This is a genomic window from Lactiplantibacillus plajomi (genome assembly GCF_005405405.1).
Taxonomy (GTDB): Bacteria; Bacillota; Bacilli; order Lactobacillales; family Lactobacillaceae; genus Lactiplantibacillus; species Lactiplantibacillus plajomi.
On record NZ_BJDZ01000006.1, the window covers coordinates 44,738 to 68,436 of the forward strand.

The window sequence follows — 23,699 nt, forward strand, 5'->3', positions numbered from 1 at the left end:
AAATAGATAGGAAGTAACTGATCGTGACAGAAACCCCGTTTTGGACGCAGCTTGCCGATCAAGCCCGGCAAGCGCACCGTCCGATATTTACCATGGCACCGATGGAAGCCGTCAGTAACACCGTTTTTCGTCAGGTGATTACGCAGGCCGCAGCGCCGGATGCCTTTTTCAGTGAGTTCGTTTACGCTAAGGCGATTACGGACCCTAATACGAAGTTCCCGGTTCACGGCCGCCTGTACGTGGCACCGCAGGAACAACAGCGACCGGTCGTCCAGCTTTGGGGTAACGAAGCGGCCGATTTTGCGGCGGCCACCGCCGTGTTGCGGGAGCGCGGCTTTCAAGCCGTTGATATCAACATGGGTTGCCCGGACGGGACCGTTATTAAAAACCACGGTGGTAGCGACCTGATTCGGAATCCCGAATGGGCGGCTAACGTCATCGCGGCGGCCAAGACGTCCGGCTTGGCAGTGAGTGCCAAGACCCGGCTGGGTTATAGTAAGCTAGCCGAATTTCGGACTTGGATTCCGACGCTACTCCGGCAAAATGTCGCCGTATTAACGGTCCACTTGCGGACGAAGCAGGAAATGAGCAAGGTGCCGGCCCACCTTGAAGTGATTGACGAGCTGATCAAGATGCGCGACGAAATTGCTCCGCAGACGTTGTTACAAATTAACGGTGACATTGCGGACTACCAAGCGGGGCTGGCATTAGCTAAGGCCCACCCCGGACTGGACGCGATTATGATCGGTCGCGGGGTGTTTGCTAACCCGTTCGCCTTCGAATCGCAGCCTCAACCGCACTCGCTACCGGAACTGTTACGGTTGTTGGCGATGCAACTAGACTTATTTGACGACTTTGCGACCCGTTACGACGTTCCCCGCTTCCCGTCGTTGAAGCGCTTCTTCAAGATTTACGCCCGTCCGGAACTCGGCGCGACCGCGTTACGTAACCGGATGATGGACGCCAAGTCAACCGCCGACGTGCGAAAATTATTAGCGCCCTACTTGGCCCCTACCAAGTAAGGACCGGATGACAACCAGTGGTCGGTGACTACTGGTTGTTTTTTTACAAGGGTGTGGCTAAATGATGGGGCGCGACTTTTGCCCCATTCTCAGCGTGACCGGCAAGTCCCAGTCAAACGCGAATTAATGGTAAACTGTAACTAGTTAAAGCGTTAATTTATAGAAAAGTGAGCGTGGTGTGGATGAAGAACTTAGCAATTGTCGATTTAGGGTCGAATTCAGCGCGGATGGCCGTTAGTCGCATCCACGAGAACGGGACCGCGTCGGAAATCAAACGGGTTAAGGAAGATACCCGGTTATCGCAAGGAATGGGTGCTCAGCACGTCCTGCAACCGGAAGCAATTGAACGGACGATTCGGGCGTTACAAGGCTTTCGGTGCCTTTACTCGGCCATGCCGCATACCGCCGTTATTGGGATTACGACCGCGGCGGTCCGGATGGCCCAGAACCAGCGCGAGTTTTTAGACCGGGTTCGTCAATCGGTCGGGTTGGATTTACGGGTCTTATCCGGTGATGATGAGGCGTATTACGACTACCTTGGGGTGGTTAACTCGCTGGTGGTGAGTGACTGCCTGATTTTAGACACCGGTGGGGCCAGTTGCGAACTGATCCTGGTGAAGGATGGTCGTAAACAACAGTTGATCAGCGTCCCGTTTGGCGCGGTGACGCTATCGGAACAGTTTGGCTTGGACGACGTTATTGCCGCTGACCAGTTGTTTCGGGCACAGATGTTTTTGCGTAACCGGCTAGCCGATATTTGGTGGTTGAGTGAGGCGCGCCACTACCCGATCATTTTACTGGGCGGGGCTAACCGAACGTTGGCACGCATCAACCGGCGCCGGCAGCAAAAGTTAAAGGTGGAAGACATTCACGGCTACCGCTTAAAAACCGAGACCGTCTTTCACACGTTCATCGACTTACTGGCGCGCTCGAAAAAGGGCCGTCAAAGTATTTCCGGGATGGAGTACGACCGGGCCGACATCATCGTCGGTGGGATGTTACCCCTAGTGACCTTGTTACAGATGTTGGATAGTGACCGGGTCGTCTTTTCGGAAAGCGGTGTGCGTGAAGGCATTATCTCGGAATACTTGAATTCAGAAAACTGAAGGTTGGGATTGGAAGGATATTATGACAGCTGATTTTCGCCATTTTTATCAAAAGACTTGGGCCGAACGCACCGCCATCGTTGCGGAGCAGGCTCAGTTGACGCCGGCTGAACGGGCCCTTTTTAAGAAGTACTACTTACCGGAACACCACCAGATTATTGAAAACTACTTAACGGATTACCCATTACCGATGGGGTTGGCCGTTAACTTCGTGGTCGACGGCCAGGCCAAGGTCGTGCCGATGGTGACCGAGGAGCCCTCGGTAATCGCGGCTGCTAGTAACGGTGCTAAGATCGTCAAACGCGCCGGCGGGTTTAAGACGACGCTGAACCAGCGTGAAATGATCGGGCAGATCGTCTTGGAACAACTAACCGCGCCGGCAGAAACGGCGGCCGTGATCGAAGCGCACCAGGCCGAGCTGTTGCGGGTAGCCGATGCCGCCCACCCCAGTCTTAAAAAGCGGGGTGGCGGGGCCCGCCGGATTCGGACCCGCGTACTGGGGCAGGGCTACTTGTCGGTTGACCTGTTCGTTGATGTTCAGGCGGCGATGGGCGCTAACATGTTGAATACGATGTTGGAGGCCGTCGCTAAGTCGATTGGGGTACTAACCAAAACCGATCCGCTGATGAGTATTTTATCGAACTTTGCGACGGCTAGTCTGGTCAAGGCCGAGTGCGCGATTCCGGTCGCGTTACTCCAGGCGGGCCGCTATTCGGGTAAATTGGTCGCGGCAAAAATCGCCGCGGCTAGTACCGTTGCCCAAATTGATCCGTACCGGGCGACGACCCATAATAAGGGCATCATGAACGGCATTGACGCCGTGGCGATTGCGACCGGTAACGATTGGCGGGCCTTAGAGAGCGGCGCGCACGCCTACGCGGCCAAGGACGGTCATTACCGCGGCATGAGTAGCTGGACCAGCGATGGTCAGACCTTGCGTGGGACGCTGTCAATCCCGTTACCGGTCGGCATCGTGGGTGGCTCCATCAAAATTAACGAATTAGCCCAGTTGAATCAGCGTCTACTGCAAGTGGACCAGGCTGGTGACTTAGCTAGAATTATTGCCGCGGTCGGCCTCGCCCAAAACTTGGCGGCGCTGCGTGCGCTAGTTACGACCGGTATTCAGCAGGGCCACATGCACTTACAATTAAAATCATTAGCGTTAGCAGCGGGCGCCACTCCGGCGGAACTGCCAGCCGTGTTGCAGCAGCTTGAATTAGCACCGCAGCAAGACTTAGCGACCACCCAACGGCTGATCACCGCGCTGCGCCAAACAAAGGAAGAGACCAATGACTGAACCACAATTAAACGCAACCGTAACCGATTTATTAGCGACCGCCAACAGCCTGTTTCCAGGGAACATTACCGTGAAGTTTGGGACGGACAAGGCGGGGTACGTCCGCCACGACCAGGCCCAACAAGCGTTGCACGACGGTGATCTGACGGTGATGGTCAACGACGTTACGGCGCCTAACTACACGGCGTCCCACGAGTTACTCCACTTATTGTTGTTATTACAAGGTTTTCCGCAGATCACCTTTAATTTAACCACCCGTGATCAACGGTTAGACGAACAGTTGATGGCAATCGCCACCGAACTGTACGACATGGTTAGCCACGTGCTAGTTGTGAAAAAGCAGCGGCAACACGACCTAATTGATGATAACATCGCCGAGTTATACGTTAAGGGGGTCGAGGCAACCATCGACCCCGAAGAAGCTGGTAAGGATGACGCCATGATGACGTTACGGTTACTGACCCTGACCGACCTCCTGGTTTTCTTTGACGGTCAGTTAACGCCACAGTTAACGGCGAAGTTAGCCGATAATTACCCGAAGGCCTTTCCAGCTGCCCAGGACTTGTTCGCGGTAATTTGTGAAAAGGCGGTCGATACGCCGTTCGCAATGCGTCGGGCCGTGGTGAAGTTGTTCAAAGCGTTCGATGAGCAAATGACCGCTTGGCACTTACCAATGTTACACGGCAGCGAATTTGTGACCGTGCAGAACGTCTTTAGTGAACGCCAACAGCGTTTAGAAGTGCGCCAACTGTTCGATATTTATCATTCGGACATGTTGGATAAGAAGAAACACACCCGCGCTTACATCGGCTTGAACAAGGGCGACCGTCAGAACGCCTTTGTCTTATCAGCACCGGCCCAGAAGCATAGCGACGCCTTTTTCAAGGAAACTTACGCTAAGACGGTTAAACAATTATTTGAAGAAATGAACTTACCATACACGTTACGTTAAGGTTAGGGGGCTTGGCAGATGGTTGATGCACAAGAATTACTAAATCAGAGCCAACACATTGTTTTTATGACCGGTGCGGGGGTTTCGACCCCGTCCGGTATTCCGGATTACCGTTCCAAAAACGGCTTGTATACGCAGCACCATAACGCGGAATACTATTTAAGCCACGCTTTTTTGGCGGAACATCCCCAAGATTTTTACCAGTATTTACAAGATAATTTATATTATCCGGACGCAAAACCCAACGTGATCCACGAGAAAATGGCGGCCCTTACTCAGCAGGGACGTGCCAGCGTGATCACCCAAAATATTGACAATTTGTATAACGTTGCCGGCACCAAAAACTTGGTCGAATTTCACGGTAACCTGTATCACATCTATTGTACGGCTTGCGGTCAGTCAGTACCGTGGGCGGATTATTTAAAATCACCGTACCACGCGACTGACCACGGTTACTTGCGACCCAACGTTGTCCTGTACGACGAAGGGATTGCTCAGGAAAGCATTCAACGGTCATTAGCGTTCTTACAGGCGGCCGACCTAGTTGTCATCTGTGGGACCTCGTTTCGGGTCTACCCGTTTGCCGGCTTGATCGACTACCGGAACCCGCAGGCGCGGGTGATGGCCATCAACGAGGAACCGCTCCAACTGCCGTTCGACTTCACGATGGTCCAACAAAACGCGGTTGAGTTCTTCGAAAACGTGACCTTATCATGATTACGATCGGGTTAACAACGTGGAGTGAACACCCGAGCTTATTGGGCGGAACCGATAAGCTGACGCTGACCGAGTATTCGGGGGTGTTGCCGGTCGTGGAAGTCGACACGCCGTTTTACGGCATCCCGCGGGTGACGACGGTTGCAAAGTGGCAGAAGGCCGTACCCGCTCGTTTTCAATTCATCTTAAAGGCCAATCAGGTGATGACCCTGCATAATACGCAGGACGAGGGGCTTTCAATGGACGCGCTGAAGACCGCCTACCGCGAGTACCGGGCAATGTTGAAACCGTTGATTCAACACCAGCAGTTAAAAGCGGTGCTGTTTCAGTTTCCACCGTTCTTTGAGCGGTCGAACCGCAATTTTCATTATTTACAGCGAATGGTCGATTGGTTGCCGGGGGTCCCGATTGCCGTTGAGTTCCGGAATCAAAGCTGGTACCAGCCGGGCGTGAAGGACGCGGTGTTCGACTTCTTGCGTGATTTGGGCGTTGCCCACGTGGTTGTGGATGAACCGCACGCGCTAAATGACGGCGTGACCTTCGAACCGGTCGTGACCAGCCCGAAACTCGCGTTGCTACGGCTACACGGTCGCAACCAGAAGGGCTGGTCGAATAAGGGACCGGACTGGCGCGGTCAGCGAACCCTCTACCGTTATAGCGACCAGGAACTGAACGACTTTAAAACCGTGGTTGAGCAGTTGGCACCCCAGACCGAAGAAGTTTGTGTGATTTTTAATAATAACTCGGGCGGGGACGCCGCCGATAACGCGTTACAATTAAAAGCTTTGCTGGGAATTTCGTTCGGTGATTTAGGTCCGCAACAACTTGATTTATTTTAGGATTTCGATATAAAAAATATAATGTTTTTTATGTGTGTTTTTTATATAAAAACAGGAAAAGAACAATCTTAAAACCCGAAAATTCGCCAAAATATGTTAATCTTGAACTGTGCACAGTCGCTTAAGCAGAGGGGGTTATTAACATGGCAAAGGACCATGATAATCATAATTTAAAGCTAGACCAACGTAAATTCGCTGACATGATTGTAAAATCGCACCAGGTCTCGGATGACCTGGATCCCGAAGCAATTGTCAAACGTAAGTTGACACTGTACTTGACGGCTTATTATTTAGCAGAAAAGTTTAACAAGTTAGAAGACGCTCACTTTCAGGGCAAGATAACGGATGATCATTATCAGAAATTGCTCTAACAATTAAAGGATGATAAATTTGGTGATTGGTAAACCACCATATTATCAAACTTAAAAAGGATTCGGTCAGGGGACCGGATCCTTTTTTTGACGACTAATGTGTATAAATGAGCAATGAAAGCGGATATATAATTATTAAGTTTTAGATAATGGTTTGATAAACAGTGTTATAACGCTGTTTAAGCAACGAACATCTCTTAAGTGTAATTGGTTGTAAAAGTGTTCTTTCTGTGTTCTTCTGCACAAAACGCCTAGAAAAAGCGGTTTCACCACGTTATCATGGAATCATAAATTTAAAGGAGTTGAAACCATGCTATTAACAATAATTGCCTACGCAATGATCATCGTCTTCATGTTTATCATCATGAAGAAGATCATGTCACCGTTTACGGCCTTAGTACTCGTACCACTCGTATTCGGAATTATTGCGATGGTTGCGGGAGTTGCCAATAAAGGAACCATTGGGGACTTTGTCTTAGAGGGTATTAAGACGACGGCCAACACCGGGATCATGTTATTATTTGCCATTCTTTATTTCTCCATTATGTTGGACGCCGGGTTATTTGACCCGATCACCAAGCGGATGATTTACTTCGCCAAGGGTGACCCAATGAAGGTGCTGATGGCAACCGCCGTCGTAGCCGCCGCCGTTTCTTTGAACGGTGATGGGACCACGACCACCTTGATTTGTTGTTCAGCCTTCATTCCGATCTACAAGAAGTTGCACATGCGGATGATGGACTTAGGGGTTTTGGTTATCTTACAAAACACGATCATGAATTTACTGCCATGGGGTGGTCCAACCGCCCGGGCAATGGCCGTGTTACACGTTGATGCCAGCATCTTAGCTTACGTTTTACCAGGGATGATCTTAGCGTTACTCTACGTTATCTTCGTCGTTGCCCGGTCAATGGGTAAGCGTGAACGGAAACGCCTTGGGATTAAGAACTTAACCAAGGATGAAATTGACGCCATGATCGAAGTGACCGACCCCGAAACCGCTGCAATGCGGCGGCCGAAGAACTTCGCGTTCAACGGGATCTTAACGATCATCTTAATTGCATGGTTAGTTGCCGGCTCCTTCGTTAAAGCGTTGGAAATGCCACCATTGTTGCTTTTCTTAGTTGGTACTTGTATCGCGTTGATGGTCAACTACCCAAAGCTGAAGGACCAATCCAAACGAATTGGTGCTAACGGTGGGGACGCCGTGCAAGTTGTTATCTTAGTTTTCGCTGCCGGGGTCTTCATGGGACTCTTCCAAGGAACTGGGATGGCCACCGCACTGGCAAAGAGCTTTACTCAAATCATCCCACACCAATTAGCTGGTTTCTGGGGACTCGTGATTGCCGTGATTTCCGCACCCGGGACGTTCTTCCTGTCAAACGACGGGTTCTACTTCGGGGTATTGCCAGTCTTGGCACAAGCGGGTCACGCATACGGCTTTACTAATATGGAAATGGCCTTAGCTTCCTTAATGGGTCAAGCGTTCCACTTGTTAAGTCCGTTAGTTGCCTTCATTTACCTGTTACTCCGTTTAACTGGTTTGGACATGGGTGCTTGGCAAAAGGAAACGGCTAAGTACGCGCTCGGGGTCTTCGCCATCTTCGTTGTGACGATTCTCTTGACCGGTCACATGCCGTTCTACATTCCACAATGAGCCACGCATTAATTTGAAGAGGAAGTGAATACCCATGGCTAGTTTTTGGCAACGGCTCTTTCACAAGTCGGCTGCGGCCGAGCCCGAAGTAGCGGCGCAACCCGCAACCACAGCGCAAACGGCGACGCCGGCGACCCCGCAGTGGGAAGACGTGCCGTTATACGTTGAAGTTGATCCGAAGCAAAACGTGGTGCCGGCGTTAATTGCCGCTAGTGTTACCGCCACGCAAGCCACGGACAGCCAGTTAGTGTTAAAGCATCTGTACGTGCAAAATCCGGAAGCGCAGTTAGTTAGCGTGATTGCTAGCAGTTGTGCCACCACGGTCGGCGACGGAAAGTTCGTCGTTAAATCAATCAGAAAGCGAGTTGACCAGTAATAATGTTACGGAAATTTAAAATTACCATTGATGGTAAGGAATACCAAGTTGAAATGGAAGAAATCGGGGGAACCCCAGCGCCAGCCCCGGCACCAGCCGTAGCAGCAGCGCCAGCACCCGCTTCTGAAGCGCCGGCAGCCGCACCACAACCAGCTGCGGCCCCACAACCAACCGGGGACACGGCCAACGCAATGAGCGCCCCAATGCCTGGGACAATCATCAAGATTTTGGTGGCACCTGGTGACCAAGTTAAGGAAAACCAACCATTGTTAGTGCTTGAAGCGATGAAGATGGAAAATGAAATCGTGGCTAACAAGGCCGGGACCGTTAAGGAATTATTCGTCAATAAAAATGACACCGTTAACGCGGGTGACGCGCTAATTACAATTAGCTGAAAGGGGTAGCAATGTGGAAACGCTGATTCAAGGAATTACATCGATTACCTTTGGCCAGATTGTCATGATGCTAATTGGCGGTATCTTGATTTATCTGGGGATTAAAAAGGAATACGAACCGACCCTGCTGATTCCAATGGGGTTAGGCTCGATCCTCGTTAACTTCCCGCAAACCGGGGTCTTAACGCAAATGGTCGGCGGTACGAAGGCCGAAGGGGTTTTGGATATCTTATTCAAAGCCGGGATCAACACGGAACTGTTCCCGCTCCTGATTTTTATCGGGATCGGGGCGATGATCGACTTCGGACCGTTGCTGCAGAACCCGTTCATGTTACTGTTCGGGGCGGCCGCTCAATTCGGGATCTTCTTCGTTATTATTGTTGCGGTACTCTTTGGCTTTGATATCAAGGAAGCCGCTTCAATCGGGATTATCGGGGCGGCCGATGGTCCAACCGCCATCTTCGTTTCGAACCAGTTAGCGCAAAACTTACTGGGGCCGATCACCGTCGCGGCGTACTCCTACATGGCGCTGGTTCCAATTATTCAACCAGCTGCCATCAAGGCCGTCACGACCAAGAAGGAACGTCAAATTCGGATGACTTACAAAGCCGAAAGTGTTTCGAAGACGACCAAGATCTTGTTCCCAATTATTGTCACGATTTTAGCCGGGTTTATTGCCCCAATTTCGTTACCGTTGGTTGGGTTCCTGATGTTCGGGAACTTACTGCGTGAATGTGGAGTGCTGGACCGCTTATCGGCTACGGCGCAAAACGAATTAGTCAACATTGTCAGCATCCTGTTAGGGTTAACGATTTCCGTTAAGTTGCAAGCTGACCAATTCTTGAACCTCCAGACCTTGATGATCATCGCCTTTGGGTTAGTTGCCTTCGTGATGGACTCAATTGGTGGGGTGCTCTTCGCCAAGTTACTGAACTTATTCCGGAAAGAAAAGATCAACCCAATGATTGGGGCGGCTGGGATTTCAGCCTTCCCAATGTCTAGTCGGGTGATTCAAAAGATGGCATCGGATGAAGATCCTAAGAACTTCGTCTTAATGTACGCGGTTGGTGCCAACGTTTCTGGGCAAATCGGTTCGGTTATTGCCGGTGGCCTCTTGTTATCATTCTTCATGTAGAAGGGAGACAGACACATGCTGAACAATCTAGAAGTTGCGTTTGAATTGATGGGGTTTGGGATGGGCGGCGTCTTCCTGGTCCTCTTCATCATTTACCTGGTAGCAAAGCTACTATTGAAGTTATTACCTGCAAAGTGAGGCGGAGATAATGGAAGTAACACGACTGTGGCTGGACATTAACGCTTCGGCAAAGAAGGCGTGGCAAGCGCTACTAACTCAGGCTGGCCTGGTTGCCGACGAACAGGTAGATTACACCGTTGGGATCTATGACCAGGGACAGTTGATTGCGACCGGCTCGACGTACCAAAACATTATTAAGCTGGTTGCCGTTGCGGATACCGCCAAGCATAACAATTTATTAGCTAAAATTACCGGTGCGCTGTTAGAACGCTTAACGGCCGACCGTTTTGAACAAGCTTACGTTTACACCAAACCGTGCACCGCCACCTATTTCAAGGCGCTCGGGTTTAAAGCTATCGCTGAAACGACGCACATTTGCTTACTGGAACGGGGGTACCCGGACATTGAGACTTTCCAAGCAAAGCTTAAGCGGGCCAAGCGTCCCAGTCAGCAAGCCGGGGCCATCGTGATGAACGCCAACCCGTTCACCAACGGGCACCGTTACTTAGTACAGCAGGCGTTGCAAACTTGTGACGTGTTGTACGTGCTAGTCGTTTCCGAAGACCGCTCGTTATTCGATACGGCCGCGCGCTTGAAAATGGTGCAAGCCGGAGTGGCGGACCTTAAGAACGTGGTCGTTTTGACCACCGACCATTACCTGGTTTCCAACGCGACCTTCCCGTCCTACTTCCTGAAGGATCAGGCGGACTTGAAGGTGGCGGCGGAACAGGCCCAACTGGACGCGCAAGTCTTCTTGCAACGGGTCGCGCCGGTATTGGACTTAAAACACCGCTTTGTCGGTTCGGAACCGAACTCGGCGGTCACGGCGGTTTATAACGACCAGATGGCCCAAGCGTTTGCCGGGCACTTACAGTTGACCGTCATTGATCGACTAACTGAAAATCAGCAGCCGGTCAGTGCCACTACGGTGCGTCAGGCGCTCAAACGGGACGATTGGGAAACCGTCCAACAATTAGTACCAACATCAACTTTTAAAAATTTAAGGAGTGTTAACCATGACAGTTAAACAAACGGCCACGGCTGGGACGACGGAATCAAGCGACATTATGATTACGTTGAAGCCTAACGACAGTGGGATTGAAGTTGAATTAGACAGTAACGTCAAAAAACAATTTGGCGACCACATCAACGCGTTGATCAAGGATATCTTGCAAAAGCTATCAATTGATAACGTTAAAGTTGAAGCCGTTGACAAGGGTGCGCTTGACTGCACGATCAAGGCCCGCACGATTGCGGCTGCTTACCGGCTTCGGGGCGAATCAGACTACGAATGGGAGGCCATCAACTCATGGAACGATTAAGAAGAACGATGATGTTTGTGCCGGGTGCTAACCCAGCAATGTTGCGGGATGCCGTTTTATACGGTGCCGACTCAATTATGTTTGACTTGGAAGATGCCGTTTCACTGAAGGAAAAGGACACGGCGCGGATCTTAGTTTACTCCGCACTGAAGACCTTCGACTACTCTAGTGTTGAAACGGTGGTCCGGGTCAACGCGCTGAGCGCTGGCGGGAAGCAAGATATTGAAGCCATGGTACTCGGTGGCATCAACGTCGTTCGGTTACCAAAGACCGAAACCGCCCAAGACATTGTCGACGTCGATGAAGTCATTACCGCGGTTGAAAAGAAGTACGATATTCCGGTTGGGACGACCCACATGATGGCCGCCATCGAATCCGCTGAAGGGGTGCTGAATGCCCGTGAAATTGCCAAGGCATCGTCACGGATGATCGGGATCGCCCTCGGGGCCGAAGACTACGTCACGAGTCAAAAGACGAAGCGTTACCCGGACGGCGCCGAATTATCGTTCGCCCGTAACTACATCTTACATTCAGCCCGGGCAGCCGGGATTGCCGCCATTGATACGGTTTACTCCGACGTGGATAACGAAGAAGGCTTACGCCACGAAACTAACTTGATCAAGCAACTTGGTTTTGACGGTAAGTCGGTGATCAACCCGCGTCAAATTCCAGTTATTAACGGCATCTACGCCCCATCAGTTGAAGAAGTGCAAAAGGCACAAGAAATGATGGCCGGAATTCGCGAAGCCGAAGCTAAGGGCTCCGGGGTTATCGCGGTCAACGGACAAATGGTTGACAAACCAATCGTAGAACGGGCACAACGGGTCTTAGCGTTGGCCAAAGCAACGAACATGGAGGTCGATTAGAAATGAGTGTTAATCAAGTAAAACGGGAAATTCCTGATAAGTACGCAAAACAATACGGCGTTTACGCTGGTGAATTCACTAACGTTAAACCTTACGAAGCTGTTAAACGGCCGATTAAACCAATTACGCCGCATGACAGTAAGATGGTTGACAGCATTCACGACGCCATTGTTAAGACCGGCTTAAAGGACGGCATGACGATTTCGTTCCACCACCACTTCCGTGAAGGGGACTACGTCATGAACATGGTTCTTGATGAAATCGCTAAGATGGGCATCAAGAACATTTCAATCGCACCTAGTTCAATTGCCAACGTGCACGCACCATTGATCGACCACATTAAAAACGGCGTTGTTACCAACATTACGTCCAGTGGGTTGCGAGACAAAGTCGGGGCGGCCATTTCCGAAGGGATTATGGACAACCCGGTTGTGATCCGCTCCCACGGTGGTCGGGCTCGTGCGATTGCCCGGGGTGACATCCACATTGACGTGGCCTTCATTGGTGCGCCAAGTTCGGACGAATACGGGAACATCAACGGGACTAAGGGGAACGCCACTTGTGGTTCTCTCGGTTACGCCATGATCGACGCCAAGTACGCTGACCAAGTGGTTGCCGTAACCGATACGCTGGTCCCTTACCCGAACACGCCAATCAGTATTCCACAAACTGACGTGGACTACGTGGTTAAGGTTGATGCGATTGGTGATCCTAGTGGGATTGCCAAGGGTGCGACCCGCTTTACGAAGAACCCGAAGGAATTATTGATTGCCGAATACGCCGCTAAAGTGATTACGGAATCCAGCTACTTCAAGAACGGCTTCTCGTTCCAAACGGGTAGTGGTGGTGCGGCCTTAGCCGTTAGCCGGTTCTTACGTAAAGCGATGATCGACGAAGACGTTAAGGCCAGCTTCGCTCTCGGTGGGATTACGAACGCGATGGTTGAATTACAAAAAGAAGGCTTAGTTGACAAGTTGATCGACGTGCAAGACTTCGACCACCCGTCCGCCGTTTCCATGGCTGAAAATCCGGACCATTACGAAATCGACGCTGAAAGTTACGCTTCGCCACTCAGCAAGGGCTCGTTCATTAACCAATTAGACGTTGCCATCCTGTCTGCATTGGAAGTTGATACCAACTTCAACGTTAACGTTATTACCGGTTCCGACGGTGTCTTACGGGGTGCTTCCGGTGGTCACTCCGACACCAGTGCTGCCTGCAAGATGAGCATCGTGGTCGCACCGATTGTCCGTGGCCGCATCCCAACCATCGTGGATGACGTCCAAACGGTCGTTACGCCTGGTGAAAGTGTCGACGTTGTCGTTACCGAACTCGGGGTTGCGATTAACCCGAACCGGCCAGACTTAATTGAAATGTTCAAGGACATGAAGGTCCCACAATTTACCATTGAAGAATTAAAAGAAAAGGCCTATGCCATCACCGGTACCCCCGCAAAGATTCATTACGGTGATAAAGTCGTTGCGTTGATCGAATACCGGGATGGCTCCCTGATCGACGTTGTTAAGAATGTCTAGCCAATTTGAAAATTTAGATGGTCCCGAAATTGAGTTGATGGCGATGCTGCAGACGCGGGATTGGCGCGCCAATCAGCAACGGACCATCCTGAGTGCGTATCCCAACGCCACTTTGATTTGGTCGTCAACTCGGATTCCTGGTCCAATTAAGACCGGGACCCACTTGACGTTGAAGTATCAAGCGGTTGCCAACGGGATTATCAATCAGTACGATAGCGCAGTCCTCGCAGCGGCGAGCTTTCCACGTGATACCGGCTTTGAATTTTACGTCGTCGTTGACGCACCGGCTGAAACGGTTAAGCGCGACTTGGTGGCGTTCGAACAAAGTAGTAAGTTCGGCCCACTCTGTGATTTAGACGTGATGACCTGGGTCGATGATGACCTGCACCACGTCAGTCGTGAAGGACTCGGGTTACCACGGCGGAAGTGCATCGTCTGTGGTGGCGACGCGAAGGTCTGCAGTCGCTCGCGAGCGCATAGCTTAGAAGAAATGCAGCGCGTTGTGGACGAAATTATTGCTGAAGGGTGGCGGAAAGTATGAGTAAGCAAAAAGTAGGCATTATGGAAACGGTCCTACGGGATGGTCAGCAAAGTTTGATCGCAACGCGGATGCCGATTAGTGATATGTTACCGATTTTAGATAAGATGGATCATGCGGGGTACCACTCCATGGAAGTATGGGGCGGGGCAACCTTCGATTCATGCTTACGGTACTTGAACGAGGATCCGTGGGAACGGTTGAGAACCATCCGTAAACACGTTAAACACACGAAGTTACAAATGTTGCTCCGCGGTCAAAATATTTTAGGGTATAAGAACTACGCCGATGACGTGGTAGAAACCTTCGTTAAGAAGTCAATTGAAAACGGAATCGACATCATTCGGATGTTCGACGCGTTGAACGATACCCGAAATTTAGAGACCGCCTTGGCGGCAACTAAGAAGTACGGTGGTCACGCCCAAATGACCATTTCATACACGACTAGTGAGTTCCACACGATTCCTTACTACGTGAAGTTAGCTAAGGAAATGGAAACGATGGGGGCCGACTCACTATGTATTAAGGATATGGCCGGGATTTTGACTCCCCAACGGGCCTTTGACCTGGTCAGCGAGCTTAAAGCTAGTTTGAGTATTCCGATTGAAGTCCACACCCACGCCACGAGTGGGATCGCCGACATGACCTACATTAAGGCGGTCGAAGCCGGTGCCGACATTATTGACACGGCTAGCTCACCATTCGCTGGTGGGACTAGTCAACCAGCTACTGAATCAATGCTGGTGGCGTTACGCGACTTAGGCTACGACGTGGACGTTGACGCAACTTTGGCGGCTGAAATCGCCGAATACTTCGCGCCAATTCGTGACCGCTTCCGTGAAGACGGCGGCTTGAATCCGAAAGTGATGGACGTTCAACCGAAGTCACTTCGGTACCAAGTGCCGGGCGGAATGTTATCCAACCTGCTAGCCCAATTAAAAGACGCGGGTCAGGAAGACTTATACGAACAAGTCTTGGACGAAGTGCCAAAGGTTCGGGCCGACCTCGGCTTCCCACCACTTGTAACGCCGTTGTCACAAATGGTTGGGACCCAGGCGTTGATGAACGTGATGAGTGGTGAACGTTACAAGTTGATTCCTAACGAAATTAAGGATTACGTTCGCGGCCTATACGGTCGACCACCGGTAGCCATCGCACCGGAAATGGTCAAGAAGATTATCGGCGACGAAAAGCCGATTACCAGTCGACCAGCCGACTCGATCGCACCGCAGTTACCACAATTTGAAGCGGACATTAAGCAGTACGCGCACAGCATGGAAGACGTCTTGATTTACGGGTTGTTCCCGGATCAGGGACTTGACTTCTTAGGCCGGCGTGAAGACCGTTTCTACGACGTTCCCGTTCAAAACATTGATTTAAGTTTTGCGGCGGATACCAAGTAATTTAAGTTAATCATAGTCAAGTAGCCGCGCGGAACCGTCGTTCCGGGCGGCTGCTTTGTGTCGAGTGATTGGGTCAAATTTTTTAACGGTTCTCAGTAATTTATCATTAAAATTACTGGTACCGCATACATATTTGTTATAATAGGAGAAATAGGGAAAAACGGGAGTGAGAAGCATGGATGGGATTGTCAAAGCAGTTGCGAATAATTTAGATCTCAAACAGAATAAGCCGCTTAAAGAACTAGTGTTAGAGGCCTTTCGCAAGACCATCATCCTAGGCGAGATTCCCGCGGGGAGCCGGATTAACGAGAAGAAGTTTGCGGAAGAACTTAACGTTAGCCGGACACCAATTCGTTACGCGATTCAACGGTTAGCGGCGGAGAACTTAGTGGAGAGTATGCCGGGAGCTAGCACCATCGTGAAGGGGATTACCATCAAGGACGCCTACGAGATTTACGACATTCGTAAGGAGTTGGATACCTTGGCAACGCGCAAGGCGATGGCGCGGATGAGCGAGGATGATTTTGAAACTTTAAAGAATTTACTGGAGCGGACCCAGGCCGAGTTGGGCCAGGTTCCCGATACGACGGTGGTCGAGTACTTTTCAGACTTTAACCAGTTCATCTATCAACACTGTGACATGCCGCACCTGGTCACGATTGTGTTCAAGTTACAAGCCTACTTGGTTTATTTCCGCGATATTGCGATTACGTCGCGGGAACGGCGGGCGTTAGCGCTGCAAGAACACTGGCGCATCTACCAGGCGATGGTCAATCACGATGAAGTGCAGATCAACCTTATTATTCGTGAACACCTCGGCCAATCACTGCAATTTATTATTAAAGAAATGAGGGCCCACGACCTTGACTAGTTTGACTACGATTGACATTGCCGGTTTAGCTCGGCAGTCGCTACTAACCGAAGTCGCGCTGGCACCGAAGCCGGGACTCGTCGACCCGTTTTCGAACGGTGCGCACGACGACATGGACTACCCGTTATTTTTAACCAGCGTGTCGGCGTTGACGCCGTACTTACACCAGTACGTTGCTCTTGGTCAACAAGCGACGGCCGTTAAGCCGTTATTTAAGGCCTTACGGCAAGTCGGTGCCGAGGGCGAACGGGCAATGATGCGGGCGACTGACCAGGTGAACACGCACAAGGGCGCCAACTTTTCTTACGCGGTGTTGTTGGGAGCACTCGGATGGTGCAGCCAGCGCCAATCGTTAGCGACCCTGCAACAAACTAACTTTGCGCCGGTCTTTGAGACCGTTCAGACCATGACCCGCGGCTTCGCCAGTCAGGATTTCGCAAAAATCAAGCAGAAGGTCCACTTATCCTACGGCGAACAACTCTACATGAAGTACGGGGTGTTAGGCGTTCGCGGTGAAGCCGAGGCTGGGTACCCGGCGTTACGCCAGTTAGCGCTACCGTTTTTAGCGCGCCACCAGCAGTTGCCGGAAAGCGACCGTTACTTACGTTTAATGGTCTATTTAATCGCTAACTTAGAAGACGGCAACTTACTGCACCGCGGCGGTCGCGAAGGCCTCCTGCGGGTGCAACGGGTCGCCCAGGAGTTGCTAGAGCGGCAATTAGCCGACGGTGACCAGTTACGCGCGGCGTTGGTCCACTTTGACCACCAACTGATCGACTGGCACCTTAGTCCGGGCGGGACCGCCGACTTGCTCGCCCTCAGCGTCTTCTTTGACCACCTCCAGCAGTTAGATTTAAACTTGCTTAGAAAAGTTGCGTTCTAGGCAAGTTTTTTGCTCTCATCTGTTCCTAATCACCGGGGGAAGTATGATACAATGAAAAAGAGTTTATACACTGCACTTAGTGTGTAAATATGACCATAGTAGCCGGATGTTACGGCGTCTGGAGTCAATATGGCATATCGATTGATTCGTGATTGAACGATAAACAAGTTTGAAGGGAATTTACGTCATGGCAGAAACGAAACCAACATTTTACATTACGACGCCGATTTACTATCCTTCGGGGAAACTCCACATCGGTAACTCCTACACCACGATTGCGTGTGATACGCTGGCACGTTACAAACGGGCGATGGGTTACGATGTCTTCTTCCTGACCGGGACGGATGAACACGGCTTGAAAATTGAAGAAAAGGCTGAAAAGCTCGGCACCGACCCGAAGTCCTACGTGGACGGGATGGCCAAGCAGATTAAGGACTTATGGAAGTTACTGGAAATTTCCAACGATAAGTTTATCCGCACGACCGATGATTACCACGAACGGGCCGTCCAAGAAATCTTTGACCGCTTATTAAAGAGCGGTGACATTTATCTAGGCGAATACGAAGGTTGGTATTCAGTTGACGACGAAGAGTACTTTACCGAAACCCAGTTAGCCGAAGTTTACCGTGATGATAACGGTAAGGTAATCGGTGGCAAGGCGCCAAGTGGGCACGAGGTCGAACTGGTTAAGGAACAATCGTACTTCTTTAAAATGAGTAAGTACGCCGACTGGCTGCTAGACTATTATAAGCAGCACCCGGACTTTATCGAACCTGCTAACCGGATGAACGAAATGATCAATAACTTCATCAAGCCGGGCTTGGAAGACCTGGCCGTGACCCGGACCAGCTTTACTTGGGGGGTCCCGGTCAAGGATGATCCGAAGCACGTGATCTACGTCTGGATCGACGCGTTGATCAACTATATCACCGCGCTCGGTTATGCGACCGGCGATAGCGAAGCGCTCTTCAACAAGTTCTGGCCGGCCGACGTTCAAATGGTCGGTAAGGAAATCGTGCGTTTCCACACGATTTACTGGCCGATTATTTTACACGCCCTCGGGTTACCGTTGCCGAAGAAGGTCTTCGGTCACGGCTGGCTGTTGATGAGTGATGATAAAATGTCGAAGTCGAAGGGCAACGTCATCTATCCGGAAACGCTGGTTGAACGTTACGGCTTAGACGCCATGCGCTACTACTTGATTAAGGCGATGCCTTACGGAAACGACGGTTCGTTCACCCCCGAAGACTTCGTGGCACGGGTCAACTACGACCTGGCTAACGACCTGGGGAACTTATTGAACCGGACGGTCGCCATGATCAATAAGTACGAAGACGGCAAGCTTCCGGCTTTCAAGTCCGGGGTGACCGACTTTGATGCCGACTTAGAACAAACGGCAGCGGCCACAATCGACGCTTACAACGCCGACATGGACGCGTTACACTTATCCAACGCACTGGGTGAAGTTTGGAAATTAGTCAGTCGGACGAACAAGTACATTGACGAAACGGCCCCGTGGCAATTAGCCAAGAGCGACGCTGCCGAAGACGTGGCGAAGTTAGCCAGCGTCATGGCGCACCTGGCCGCTAGTTTACGGGTCATCGCCAGCTTGATCAGCCCGATCATGACCCACGCACCAAAGGAAATCTTCAACCAACTTGGGTTGGACGTTAACGACTTGGCCATTGCCGGTTTGAAGATGAGTGATTTACCGGCTGGTGCCCAAGTGGTTGCCAAGGGAACGCCAATTTTCCCACGGGTCGACATGGACGAAGAAGTTAGTTTCTTAAAAGCAAAAATGACGAAGTCAGATAAGCAGAAAGGACGTAAAGCAATGGCAGAGGCCAAGCACGAAGCAGAAGTTGAACATGGTTGGGATCCGGCCCAAACGGACCTCAATTTAACCAAGTCAGAGATTTCAATCGATGATTTTGACAAGGTCGAACTGAAAGTTGCCGAAGTTGTAACGGTTCAAAAGGTTAAAGGTGCCGACAAACTCTTACAATTCCGGTTAGACGCGGGTGACTCCGATCACCGCCAGATCCTTTCGGGAATTGCCGAATGGTATCCGGAACCGGAAAACCTGATCGGTAAGAAAGTCATTATCGTTGGTAACTTGAAACCCCGCAAGATGCGCGGCGAAATGAGCCAAGGCATGTTACTTTCTGCGGAACACGACGGTAAGGTTCAATTGATTACCGTTCCAGAAAGCATGGCGAACGGTTCGTTGATTTCATAATTGAAATGGTTGAGGGGCAGCTCAGGATTGAGTTGCTCTTTTTTGTCTTTTGACAAGTAGCGGGAATTCTCGTAGAGTTGAGAGAACAGAAATGGGGTGACGGCACGTGATTTATGAACAAATATTAGTGTGTGTGGCCGTAGAAGGAAAAGGACGTTTTTCCGCAAATTAATTTGATTTAGGAGTATTAATTAAATGAAAAACGTCCAAAAACAAGTTCCATCTTTACCATTATTAGTCACTTTAGTTGGGTTTCCGCAAATCAGTGAGTCGATTTTTACGCCGATCTTACCGGCCCTGAGTCGGTCGTTGCAAGTTAGCGCGGGACGTAGTCAGTTAACCATGAGTAGTTACTTCGGTGCTTTCGCGATTGGCGTACTGTTTTGGGGACAGTTGGCTGATTACCGTGGCCGGCGACCAGCAATGTTGGCGGGACTACTTATTTATTTAGCGGGTAATATCGGACTGTTAGTGAGCCCTAACTTCACCTGGTTGCTGGGTTGCCGGTTGATTCAAGCCTTTGGTGCCAGTGCCGGGTCAGTGGTGACGCAAACGATTATGCGGGAAAGCTTTTCCGGCGTGAGGGGGACGCAAGTGTTCGCTAGGGTGAGTGCTGCGATGGCACTCGCGCCTGCGCTTGGCCCGCTAATTGGTGGTAGTGTTGAAAGTTATCTTGGTTATCATCACGTATTTACGGTGCTAGTTTTAATGGCGCTAGCCTGTTTAGGCTACGCAACCGTGTGCTTACCCGAAACCCGACCAGAAACGGTTAGGGTTGCGGATTGGGGGCAACAAAAGCGGGTGATTGGCCGACTAGTATGCGATCCGGTTGTATGGACTTACGGCTTACTTATTAGTGGTATCAATGGTATCTTGTTTAGTTATTACGCTGAAGCGCCGTTTATTTTTGAAGCGCGGTTTGGCTTTAGCGCTGTTCAATATGGTAGCCTTGGGTTGCTCTTGGCGGCGGCCAGTTTGGGTGGTGCGTTGTTGGTGAGCTGGCTAGCCAGCTTTTGGGACCCGATGAGAATTATGTTTGACGGTTTGCTACTCAGTAGTTTGTCAGCTGGTGGTTTAATCGTAGCGGCGTATTTCGGGTTAGTGGGGCCGATGCTAGTTAGCCTATTCATGGTGTTTTTAGGCTTAAATATTACCTTACCGAACGCGCTGAACCGAGCGTTGGTCGGGTATGAAGCGGTGATGGGCAGTGCTAGCGGTTGGTTTAGCCTCGGCTACTATTTATTGGTCAGCGGTTTAACTTATTTGATGAGTTGGTTACACAACGGTAGCATTGTGACGTTACCAGCCTATATCCTTGGAATTTGCTTAACGATGAGCGCGGTTTATGGGTGGCTGTATTTGAAAAGCTTGGCTCATGAAGGTTAAATGAGTAAAATGAAAAACTGGTTGTTTTGTTAGCGACCGGTTTTTTTCTTTGGGAAAACCAAGGTGGCTCCGTACATCATAGTTCGTCCGTTGCGGAATGGTCGAAACGTGGGGCAGCCAGCAAAGTCCTGCGCGTAGGGACGCCACCAGCCCCATGCACAATTCGCCTGTTTTGAATAGCCGAAACGTGGGCCAGTGAGCAGGTCCCTGTGCCTAGCTACGCTTTCTGCCCCATGCACAATTCGCATGAAACAGAAAGCTAGGCTATGCTCGGTACCTAACCGCTCACTGTCCCACTCTTGCTTCTCATGTTAAAATCAACTAAGATAACAAAAGTCGAAAAGGGGTTCCATTATGCGCATTTTTGATTCCCATACCCATTTAAATAGTGAAGAGTTTATCCAAGCGGTCCCGCGCTTCCTCGAGCAAGCCCGCGACCTCGACGTTGTCCGGATGGCCATCGTCGGCTCGAATACCCAACTTAACGCCGACGCCATCAAGTTGGCCGAAACGTATCCCGAGTTGGTCGCCATCGTCGGCTGGCACCCGGAAGATTCTAAGAATTATACGAAAGAAACCGAAAAGGTATTAGTTGAGCAACTTCAACGACCAAAAGTGGTCGCGCTCGGTGAGATCGGATTAGACTACCATTGGGATACGTCACCGCAAGATACTCAGCGGCGGGTGTTTGCCCGCCAGGTGGCGATTGCCAAGGAAATGGGGATACCGATTTCGGTGCATAACCGCGACGCCTTCGAAGACACTTACAAGATTTTAAAGGCGGCCGATATTCGCGATACCGGCGGGGTCATGCATAGCTTTAACGGTGATCCCGAATGGTTGAAGCGTTTCTTGGACCTCGGAATGCACATTTCGTACAGCGGTGTGGCCTCGTTTAAGAACGCCCACGAGGTGCACGATTCCGTACGTGCGACCCCGTTAGACCGCCTATTAGTCGAAACTGACGCACCGTACTTAACGCCGGAACCGTACCGTGGCAAGCAAAACCAGCCGGCCTACACCCGTTACGTGGTGGAAGCCGTGGCGAAACTACGCGGAACCACTCCGGACGCAATTGCGACGCAAACTTATCAAAATGCAGAGGACTTATTTAAGATTGAAGAAAATTAAGGAAGTAATCGTTGTTGAAGGCAAGGACGACACGAAACGCCTCGCGTTGGCCGTGGATGCCGATACGCTAGAAACCAACGGCTCAGCGATTTCTGAAGAAACCCTGAACCATATCCAACAGCTCCAAGCAAGTCGTGGCGTGATCGTCTTTACCGACCCGGACTTTTCCGGCGAACGGATTCGCAAAATCATTTCTGCCCGGGTACCGGGCGTCAAACACGCCTTCCTACCACGCCAGGCCGGTGTACCGACCAAGGCCGGTGGTAGCCTAGGAGTCGAACACGCCAGCCCGGAAGCACTGCGTACGGCCTTAGCCAATCTGTATACGGAGCGGGTGGACGAACCGGCCACCTTAATCAGCCGCGCTGACCTGATCAAGGCGGGCCTATTGGCCGGCCCCCAAGCCCGACAACGACGCGAACAGTTGGGCGAATTGCTAAAAATCGGCTACGTGAACGGTAAGCAGTTACCGAAACGACTACAATTGTTTCAGGTTCAACCGGCTGATTTTTGGCGGGCCGTGGACCAGTTAACAACAGAGGAGAACAAATGAGCAAAGAATTAGACATTGCAAACCCCGCCCGCACCCGGGCCATTATGAACACGTACGGCCTGCAAGTGAAGAAGAGCCTCGGGCAGAACTTCCTGACCGACCAAAACGTGCTCCACAACATCGTGTTTACGGCCGACATTAGTCAGGACGATAACGTGATTGAAATCGGCCCCGGAATCGGTGCCCTAACCGAATATTTAGCCCGCGCCGCCCACCAGGTATTAGCGTTTGAAATCGATGACCGCTTACTACCGATTTTGGATGAGACCCTAGCCGACTACGATAACGTTGAAATTATCAACCAGGATATTTTGAAGACCGACTTAACCGCGATGGTCGCTGAACATTTAGACAATGAACGTCCGCTTAAGTTGGTCGCAAACCTACCATATTACATTACGACGCCGATTTTAATGAACTTATTAGCGGGGGACGTGGCCTTTGAAAACATCGTGGTAATGATGCAAAAAGAAGTGGCCGACCGCTTATCCGCTGAACCGGGTACCAAGGCGTACGGTGCGTTAACGATTGCCGTTCAGTACCGGATGGCTGCCGAGTTGGCGATGGTCGTGCCGCGTAGCGTTTTCGTGCCGGCCCCGAACGTCGATTCCGCAATCGTGAAGTTAACGGCATTGCCACCACGGACCCACGTTCCGTTTGACGAAGCCGCCTTCTTTAAAGTGGTCAAGGCGGGCTTTGCGCACCGCCGGAAGAATTTATGGAATAATTTGCAAAGCCTTTTTGGTAAGCAAGCGGAAACTAAAAACGCGATTCAAACGGCATTGGACACTGCCGGGATTGATCCTAAAATTCGTGCGGAACGGCTGACCGTCGACGAATTTATTACCTTAACGGATGCGCTCCACCAGGCGGACTTACTTTAGAGTGACAAAGCTATAAAATTGTTGCACATCGGAAAACCTTGTGATATAATATTGACTTTTTTGTGAAAAGCTAGTATCATGTCTTTCATGAGGAGGATTCT

The 23,699-nt window shown here is 50.8% G+C and carries 25 protein-coding genes; all 25 read left to right on the forward strand.

Features of this window, described 5'->3' with window-relative positions; all coding sequences use genetic code 11:
- Window positions 1–23: 23 nt before the first annotated feature.
- The 25 genes from FFM82_RS03400 to rsmA all read left to right on the forward strand — a co-directional run bounded on the left by FFM82_RS03400 (window position 24) and on the right by rsmA (window position 23,598).
- Window positions 24–1,022, forward strand: a complete 999-nt coding sequence (locus tag FFM82_RS03400; protein WP_137644468.1) for a tRNA dihydrouridine synthase — start codon at window positions 24–26, stop codon at window positions 1,020–1,022.
- Between the two features lie 182 nt (window positions 1,023–1,204).
- Window positions 1,205–2,128, forward strand: coding sequence for a Ppx/GppA family phosphatase (locus FFM82_RS03405; protein WP_137644469.1), 924 nt, complete (start codon window positions 1,205–1,207; stop codon window positions 2,126–2,128).
- Window positions 2,129–2,150: 22 nt separating this feature from the next.
- Window positions 2,151–3,425, forward strand: coding sequence for a hydroxymethylglutaryl-CoA reductase, degradative (locus FFM82_RS03410; protein WP_137644470.1), 1,275 nt, complete (start codon window positions 2,151–2,153; stop codon window positions 3,423–3,425).
- Window positions 3,418–4,377 (forward strand): IpaB/EvcA family protein, encoded by a 960-nt coding sequence (locus FFM82_RS03415; RefSeq protein WP_137644471.1) that lies wholly within the window; start codon window positions 3,418–3,420, stop codon window positions 4,375–4,377. Before FFM82_RS03410 ends, FFM82_RS03415 begins: the two co-directional genes overlap by 8 nt.
- Window positions 4,378–4,395: 18 nt before the next feature.
- The gene (locus FFM82_RS03420) at window positions 4,396–5,094 is read left to right on the forward strand and encodes an NAD-dependent protein deacylase (RefSeq protein ID WP_137644472.1); all 699 of its coding nucleotides are present in this window, start codon (window positions 4,396–4,398) and stop codon (window positions 5,092–5,094) included.
- Complete coding sequence (locus FFM82_RS03425; protein ID WP_137644473.1) at window positions 5,091–5,933, forward strand: DUF72 domain-containing protein; 843 nt, start codon at window positions 5,091–5,093, stop codon at window positions 5,931–5,933. Before FFM82_RS03420 ends, FFM82_RS03425 begins: the two co-directional genes overlap by 4 nt.
- A gap of 143 nt (window positions 5,934–6,076) precedes the next feature.
- The gene (locus FFM82_RS03430) at window positions 6,077–6,304 is read left to right on the forward strand and encodes a hypothetical protein (RefSeq protein ID WP_137644474.1); all 228 of its coding nucleotides are present in this window, start codon (window positions 6,077–6,079) and stop codon (window positions 6,302–6,304) included.
- Between the two features lie 310 nt (window positions 6,305–6,614).
- Window positions 6,615–7,961, forward strand: a complete 1,347-nt coding sequence (locus FFM82_RS03435) for a CitMHS family transporter (protein ID WP_137644475.1) — start codon at window positions 6,615–6,617, stop codon at window positions 7,959–7,961.
- 34 nt (window positions 7,962–7,995) lie between these two features.
- Window positions 7,996–8,337 carry a hypothetical protein gene (locus FFM82_RS03440; protein ID WP_137644476.1) on the forward strand — a complete coding sequence of 114 codons (342 nt, stop codon included), beginning with the start codon at window positions 7,996–7,998 and terminating at the stop codon, window positions 8,335–8,337.
- Between the two features lie 2 nt (window positions 8,338–8,339).
- Window positions 8,340–8,732, forward strand: a complete 393-nt coding sequence (locus tag FFM82_RS03445; protein WP_137644477.1) for an acetyl-CoA carboxylase biotin carboxyl carrier protein subunit — start codon at window positions 8,340–8,342, stop codon at window positions 8,730–8,732.
- Between the two features lie 13 nt (window positions 8,733–8,745).
- Window positions 8,746–9,867, forward strand: a complete 1,122-nt coding sequence (locus FFM82_RS03450) for a sodium ion-translocating decarboxylase subunit beta (protein ID WP_137644478.1) — start codon at window positions 8,746–8,748, stop codon at window positions 9,865–9,867.
- Window positions 9,868–9,882: 15 nt separating this feature from the next.
- Window positions 9,883–10,005 carry an OadG-related small transporter subunit gene (locus tag FFM82_RS13845; RefSeq protein ID WP_137644479.1) on the forward strand — a complete coding sequence of 41 codons (123 nt, stop codon included), beginning with the start codon at window positions 9,883–9,885 and terminating at the stop codon, window positions 10,003–10,005.
- Between the two features lie 7 nt (window positions 10,006–10,012).
- The gene (citC, locus tag FFM82_RS03460; RefSeq protein ID WP_137644480.1) at window positions 10,013–11,014 is read left to right on the forward strand and encodes a [citrate (pro-3S)-lyase] ligase; all 1,002 of its coding nucleotides are present in this window, start codon (window positions 10,013–10,015) and stop codon (window positions 11,012–11,014) included.
- The gene (citD, locus tag FFM82_RS03465) at window positions 11,004–11,309 is read left to right on the forward strand and encodes a citrate lyase acyl carrier protein (RefSeq protein WP_137644481.1); all 306 of its coding nucleotides are present in this window, start codon (window positions 11,004–11,006) and stop codon (window positions 11,307–11,309) included. The genes citC and citD overlap by 11 nt, the downstream gene beginning before the upstream one ends.
- Window positions 11,297–12,175 (forward strand): citrate (pro-3S)-lyase subunit beta, encoded by an 879-nt coding sequence (gene citE / locus FFM82_RS03470; RefSeq protein WP_137644482.1) that lies wholly within the window; start codon window positions 11,297–11,299, stop codon window positions 12,173–12,175. Before citD ends, citE begins: the two co-directional genes overlap by 13 nt.
- 2 nt (window positions 12,176–12,177) lie before the next feature.
- Entirely contained in the window at window positions 12,178–13,710 is a 1,533-nt protein-coding gene (citF, locus tag FFM82_RS03475) for a citrate lyase subunit alpha (RefSeq protein WP_137644483.1), read from the forward strand.
- The gene (citX, locus tag FFM82_RS03480; RefSeq protein WP_137644484.1) at window positions 13,703–14,251 is read left to right on the forward strand and encodes a citrate lyase holo-[acyl-carrier protein] synthase; all 549 of its coding nucleotides are present in this window, start codon (window positions 13,703–13,705) and stop codon (window positions 14,249–14,251) included. The genes citF and citX overlap by 8 nt, the downstream gene beginning before the upstream one ends.
- Entirely contained in the window at window positions 14,248–15,651 is a 1,404-nt protein-coding gene (locus tag FFM82_RS03485; RefSeq protein WP_137644485.1) for an oxaloacetate decarboxylase subunit alpha, read from the forward strand. The genes citX and FFM82_RS03485 overlap by 4 nt, the downstream gene beginning before the upstream one ends.
- A gap of 175 nt (window positions 15,652–15,826) precedes the next feature.
- Window positions 15,827–16,522: a GntR family transcriptional regulator gene (locus tag FFM82_RS03490; RefSeq protein ID WP_137644486.1), complete on the forward strand. Its 696-nt coding sequence runs from the start codon at window positions 15,827–15,829 to the stop codon at window positions 16,520–16,522.
- A gap of 1 nt (window position 16,523) precedes the next feature.
- On the forward strand, window positions 16,524–17,405 hold the full coding sequence (gene citG / locus FFM82_RS03495; RefSeq protein ID WP_137644539.1) for a triphosphoribosyl-dephospho-CoA synthase CitG: 882 nt from the start codon (window positions 16,524–16,526) through the stop codon (window positions 17,403–17,405).
- Window positions 17,406–17,592: 187 nt separating this feature from the next.
- Window positions 17,593–19,644, forward strand: a complete 2,052-nt coding sequence (gene metG / locus FFM82_RS03500; protein ID WP_137644487.1) for a methionine--tRNA ligase — start codon at window positions 17,593–17,595, stop codon at window positions 19,642–19,644.
- Between the two features lie 195 nt (window positions 19,645–19,839).
- A complete protein-coding gene (locus tag FFM82_RS03505) occupies window positions 19,840–21,030 on the forward strand; it encodes a multidrug effflux MFS transporter (protein ID WP_137644488.1) in 1,191 nt (396 codons plus the stop codon).
- Window positions 21,031–21,384: 354 nt separating this feature from the next.
- Entirely contained in the window at window positions 21,385–22,161 is a 777-nt protein-coding gene (locus FFM82_RS03510) for a TatD family hydrolase (RefSeq protein WP_137644489.1), read from the forward strand.
- A complete protein-coding gene (gene rnmV, locus FFM82_RS03515) occupies window positions 22,148–22,714 on the forward strand; it encodes a ribonuclease M5 (RefSeq protein WP_137644490.1) in 567 nt (188 codons plus the stop codon). Before FFM82_RS03510 ends, rnmV begins: the two co-directional genes overlap by 14 nt.
- The gene (rsmA, locus tag FFM82_RS03520; protein ID WP_137644491.1) at window positions 22,711–23,598 is read left to right on the forward strand and encodes a 16S rRNA (adenine(1518)-N(6)/adenine(1519)-N(6))-dimethyltransferase RsmA; all 888 of its coding nucleotides are present in this window, start codon (window positions 22,711–22,713) and stop codon (window positions 23,596–23,598) included. The genes rnmV and rsmA overlap by 4 nt, the downstream gene beginning before the upstream one ends.
- The last annotated feature ends 101 nt before the right edge of the window (window positions 23,599–23,699 follow it).